This window comes from Salipaludibacillus sp. CF4.18 (assembly GCF_051262595.1).
Taxonomy (GTDB): Bacteria; Bacillota; Bacilli; order Bacillales; family Salisediminibacteriaceae; genus Salipaludibacillus; species Salipaludibacillus neizhouensis.
Genome location: NZ_JBIMEV010000107.1, coordinates 1 through 4941, shown reverse-complemented (window position 1 = coordinate 4941; position 4941 = coordinate 1). Strand labels below are relative to the sequence as shown.

General features: G+C 40.8%; 2 protein-coding genes. Both read right to left on the bottom strand.

Annotated elements, in window-relative coordinates:
• Positions 1 to 339: 339 nt before the first annotated feature.
• A complete protein-coding gene (locus ACHABW_RS25320; protein WP_435759771.1) occupies positions 340 to 3654 on the bottom strand; it encodes a cell wall-binding repeat-containing protein in 3315 nt (1104 codons plus the stop codon).
• An 858-nt stretch (positions 3655 to 4512) separates the two neighbouring features.
• The gene (locus ACHABW_RS25315; RefSeq protein WP_435759769.1) at positions 4513 to 4881 is read right to left on the bottom strand and encodes a hypothetical protein; all 369 of its coding nucleotides are present in this window, start codon (positions 4879 to 4881) and stop codon (positions 4513 to 4515) included.
• Between the last annotated feature and the right edge of the window lie 60 nt (positions 4882 to 4941).

Below are 4941 nucleotides of genomic sequence, written 5' to 3'. Positions count from 1 at the left end.
TTCTCTTGCCAAATACAAGAGAGTTACAATCCACTAGTGAATTGGGAGAGCCTGAAGCAATACAGAGTCGATCTCGTTAAAATCAATAAAGACGCGGAGGAGTTTTGTCGATACTTATTTATAGTGTTGATGATTTGAAGAAGCATTTATAGATGGGGTCAAGCACCGTATTTTATACAAAACTGCCATGCGTGAAGTGCTCTTCTTCACGCATGGCAGTTTTGCTATTTTTTCTTTTACTGCTCTGATAACATCATAAAAAACCAGCCACTATCCCTACTACCCAAGCCGTGAAAATGAAGCAGAGAACCGTCCCCTGCCTCGTCACACCACCAGAACTTAGGGTTGATATTTCTTCAGTATTTCTTCAATATTCTCTGATACTGCCGCGTTTCCACCGAGCAGGTAGAACCCTTCAAATTGTGACACATCAACTGATGACGGCAGTCTTGAGTCCAACGTTAAGAGAATCGGCATCTGGTTTCGTGATGCATAATGTCCGCCGCTCAAGGCATCGGGGAAGGTCATACCATTTGCCAACATCACCTTTTTAGTGTCCGGATAATACTTTTCCTGAATTTTTACCGCTGTTTCAAATCTATTACTTCCCGCTAGTCGTTCCACAGTCATACCGTTTTCTTTCATCCACGTTTCGGCTTCTTCATTTACTGCAACCCGACCACCGATAATCGTCACAGTAGACACGTTCTTATTTTCAAAATATGTCTCCAACGAAGAGCTGAGTCCATTCGAAGACTGATTGAGTAAAATCGGTGTTTCTGTTGTGGTAGCATACGGTACAATACTCAAAGCATCGGCAAACTCGTTCCCACTCACAAGAAACACATGCTCAGGTTGTTCATTCACAATGTTTGCTACATTAATGGTGGTTTCCACTCTGTTTTTTCCCTGGATTCGCGATACATCAAAGTAGGTATCCAAACGACTTTCCACACTTTCAGGTACCGCAACGAAACCGCCTATGATAAGCACTTCACCACCTGGCTTTAATAGTCTCTGCGCTTCATTAATCACGTTATCCATGATGCGGTCAGCAGGGTGTACAAGTAGTGCAGTTCCATTTAAACGTTTGTTTAACACACCACCAGCTAACGCATCAGGATAATTTGTACCAGAGGCTAGGATAACATAATCTAGCGAATTATCTTCAATCGAAGCCGTTAATGCAAGATTCGTCCCATACCTGTCAGTCCCACTTAGACGGTCCACTTGAGTATCCTTACTAACATTATTTAGTTCTTCCAGCTTTTCTTCCAATGAAACTAGCTTTGACAGATTCTCTATATCTGATTCATCTACACCCAGGTCCAATGCCTCTTCCACTTTCTTTCGCGCCGCTTCCACATCAGACTGGTCGGCCAGAGTCAGGTTTTCTTTACTTGGCAGCGACTCGATAGCGGACACTGCTTTGGCTATCGCCTGAGCCTTGTCTTCTTCAAGCTGTTTTAGTGCTTCCAGCTTTTCTTCCAATGTAACTAGCTTTGACAGATTCTCTATATCTGACTCGCTCGCACCTAATTCCAATGCCTCTTCCACTTTTGCTCGGGCTGCATCGACATCAGACTGGTCTGCCGGAGTAAGATTTTCTATATCTATTAATGAATCGATAAAGGAATAAGCTGTACTTATCGCTTCTTCTTTAGCTATTTCTTCAGCAGATTTTTCCGTTTGAACGGTTATCTTTAACGGTTCGGAAGATTTCCCTGATTTACCTTCTGCTATAACCATGAACTCATATGATGTGGAGGATTGAAGATTACTAAAATCATAGCTCATTTCTGTACCTTCTACCTGGCCGACTTTCACACCATCTTGATACAAATGGTAGAATGCTATTCCGTTTTCTTCCGTTGCTGCATCCCAAGATAAAGACACAATCGTATCATCTTTTCCTTCAACTGTAATTGTTTGGCCATCAGCCCAAACAGGAACACCCTCATGTATAACGTCAATTGTATTATTTATTTCGTGCCCAAATACGTCTAACGTTTTATAAGTGATTACATTAGATGAGATCTCCTCTAGATCAATAGTAAATGTTCCGTTTGTATTTACATTCACTTTTTCCCCATCGATATATAGGTCAATAACAGGAACTGTCGCTCCTTTTAACTCTATTTGCCCGTCTTTCACAACGAAACTTTCGTTATAAAATTCAACAGGAACCTCCCACCTCTGATTGGAAGTTCTCATGGAACCTATTTGATTCGAACCGCCCAACATTAGTACCGTACCATTATAGAGTGAAGAAGATCCCCAATTAATGGAACGCGCTTCAAGAGTACCTGTAATGGTTAAATCGCCATAATTGCGCATCGCACCAAATACATATACATCACCGTTTACAGTCACATCACCATTAATGGTTAGAATAGACTGCGGTCCAATAAATAGGTCACCATCAATAACTTCATTGTACCAAGTCTCATTTGAAGTAGTGAAATGGTAAGGCAGAGGTTCAAGAGATTCACCGGGTTCATTCGATTCTTTTTTTATAAATCCAATTTCATTAGCGTTCTCGAAGTCCCTTGGATAATACAGTGTTGAATTTCCTGCGTGATCTCTCCCACTAATATATCTTAATGTCCATTGTCCTTCCTCATCGGTTTCTTTTATCTTATATACTGCTTCCCACAATTCTGTCTCTGGATTGAAGCTTAACGGGATATATTCACTTCTATTTCTAGACGGCGAGTATAAATCTATAGTTGAGCTCCTTACACCTGAGTTGTCGTCCGTCACTTCCGCCTGAATCGTAACTTCATCGCCCACTCCAGCTTCCTGCGGTGACACCTTTACGCTTTGTACAACTGGGGGCTCACTATCACCTTCAGAGTTTATCACCTTAAACCCTATTTGTTCCGAATTCTCGAAGTCCCTTGGATAATACAGTGTTGAATTTCCTGCGTGATCTCTCCCACTAATATATCTTAATGTCCATTGTCCTTCCTCATCGGTTTCTTTTATCTTATATACTGCTTCCCACAATTCTGTCTCTGGATTGAAGCTTAACGGGATATATTCACTTCTATTTCTAGACGGCGAGTATAAATCTATAGTTGAGCTCCTTACACCTGAGTTGTCGTCCGTCACTTCCGCCTGAATCGTAACTTCATCGCCCACTCCAGCTTCCTGCGGTGACACCTTTACGCTTTGTACAACTGGGGGCTCACTATCACCTTCAGAGTTTATCACCTTAAACCCTATTTGTTCCGAATTCTCGAAGTCCCTTGGATAATACAGTGTTGAATTTCCTGCGTGATCTCTCCCACTAATATATCTTAATGTCCATTGTCCTTCCTCATCGGTTTCTTTTATCTTATATACTGCTTCCCACAATTCTGTCTCTGGATTGAAGCTTAATGGGATATATTCACTTCTATTTCTAGACGGCGAGTATAAATCTATAGTTGAGCTCCTTACACCTGAGTTATCATCCGTCACTTCCGCCTGAATCGTAACTTCATCGCCCACTCCAACTTCCTGCGGTGACACCACTACATTATGTACTATGGGAGGCTCACTATCACTTTGTGCTGCCACTGGTATAGAGGCAAAAACTCCGTTAAACACCAATAAAAAAATAAGCGCAGAAATAACCACTTTCGACTTTGATACAAAATAATGTTTCATATTTCTCCCCCTTACAAAACTCGATCATTTGTACTAATTGCATTCTCCCAGTAACAATTCCCGCTTCTCCCCTTATTTCAAATATAGTAAATTCAGAAAAGATATGTATCTATTTCTAATCATATAACACTCATCGTAAGAACACAGTCATAAACTGTCGAAGTTGATTCTTTCATAAGTGAGTGGGGGTCAGGCACCAGATGTTAAATCCAGATGCTTCTCTACCGTTAAACACCAGAATGATAATAGCTATTACACTTCCTCGATTTAGCCAAACTAATTAGATTCAAAATATGTCCTCTATAATTTCCCATACTATGTAAACACTTCATAATTATATCAAATTTATCTGTGAGTAAGATATGTATTTATATCCATATTTGTATGTATCTATGCTGAAATATCCTGATCGGAATAAACTCCAAGCACTTAAAACTATTACTCTTTATGAATGGGCTGATTTGATAATTTGCTCAAATAGTAATTGTAATTTCTTTTCCCGTTCAAAAGTTACTATAATGAGTATTGCTGGACATCCATTCTCCTCACAAACAGCTGATGAAAATTCACACACGGATACATTCCAAGACTCTCGAGTCTTGGAATGCCTTGTCAAAACTCCGATCGTTCTTACTTATAATGAAAATTACAGGTTTCAAATGAAACGGTATGATTATCCGGATAATTCTCACAAATACAAACCTGACCATGCGTGAAGCGCACTTCTTCACGCATGGCCAGGTTGCTTCGTATTCCTCTAATGTACCGATAACCTCTTAAAAATCACCGTCTATCAATCTTTACCCCAGCCATGCAAATGATGCACGGAACCGTCCCTATGCTTCCCAGCCACCAGCACTAATCCGCTTCAGAAGGTATTACCAGAACAAAATCATCCGGTCCCATGTTGATGATGTTATCGGGGAGTGTCAATTGAAGGGTGAAACTTCCGTCTTCCGCTCTTTCCAAAATGCTGGAATAAACGGATTCCCTTTGTCCCAATACAAGTAATCCTATATCCTGCCACAACACTTCCACGGCTTTACAGTACGACCAATATCCCCTTAGAAACTTCAGCCTGTATTCCTCATCCGCTTCCCCTTTGATTAACTCGTCCACCTTGCCAATCTCTATCGGCCAATAGACCAGTTGCAACACGACATCCTCCATCTGAAACTTCACTGTCACATTATTCTCATTTCTAAAACTTTGTTCTACTTCAATCATTATGTTTATGGCACATTAGAAATGTAGAAGATGGCACTCCATTCATGTAGGCCCCCCGCG

Bases quoted from the DNA above. Each gene is read 5' to 3' on its own strand.
- ACHABW_RS25320 (WP_435759771.1), bottom strand. From the start codon at position 3,654: ATGAAACATTATTTTGTATCAAAGTCGAAAGTGGTTATTTCTGCGCTT.
- ACHABW_RS25315 (WP_435759769.1), bottom strand. From the start codon at position 4,881: ATGATTGAAGTAGAACAAAGTTTTAGAAATGAGAATAATGTGACAGTG.